The sequence below is a fragment of the Acinetobacter sp. UBA5934 genome (assembly GCF_002430855.1).
Taxonomy (GTDB): Bacteria; Pseudomonadota; Gammaproteobacteria; order Pseudomonadales; family Moraxellaceae; genus Acinetobacter.
The window spans coordinates 7,353-7,956 of the sequence record NZ_DJDC01000006.1 but is presented as its reverse complement, the minus strand read 5'-3'; the positions used below and the strand labels follow the sequence as shown (position 1 = coordinate 7,956).

Sequence of the window (604 nt, the reverse complement as noted above, 5' to 3'; positions counted from 1 at the left end):
GCTTGATTGAGATGTTGTTGAACACCTGAATATGGATTTGTACTTTCTAATGCTTCTTCGATGGATTGGATTTCTTGTTCTGAGGTGATAAGAATGATTTTATTCTCAATAATTCGATAAGCACTATTTTCTCTTTCTAAAACAGCATTTATGAGTTTTATAAAGGTCTCTTGATGTCTAGTTTTTTTCCAATCAGATGGCAAATGGTCGATAGTAAACTCAATAAGATCGTAAATTTCATACCATTTTAATTGATTGAAAAAGTGTTGATATATATCCTTTTGAATATTGGAAACATTATTTGGCATTTCATCGAGTGGTTTTTTTAGAAAAGTGATCCAATAAGCTCTAAAAAAAGTGTATAGATTATAATCTTGTATATTTGGCCATGATGAATGTTTGGTAAATTTTCCTTGTTCAATAATGATTTGTTTAAAAACATTCCAAATGGAATTCTTCAAAGCATCATCCATGCTTTCTTTTTGAATGACTTCTCTAACAGGTTTATAGGCATATCGTTCTGAAAATCGCATTTTGCTCCCCCAACAAATTTAAGATTATATTTATTTTTTAATCCTCCCTAACCCTCCTTTATAAAAGGAGG

At 30.1% G+C, this 604-nt stretch carries 1 protein-coding gene; it reads right to left on the bottom strand.

Going from position 1 to position 604, the window contains the following annotated elements:
* A partial coding sequence (locus B2Y23_RS00220; RefSeq protein WP_291368334.1) for an AbiJ-NTD4 domain-containing protein occupies nucleotides 1–533 on the bottom strand: 533 nt, incomplete at its 3' end.
* Nucleotides 534–604 lie beyond the last annotated feature (71 nt).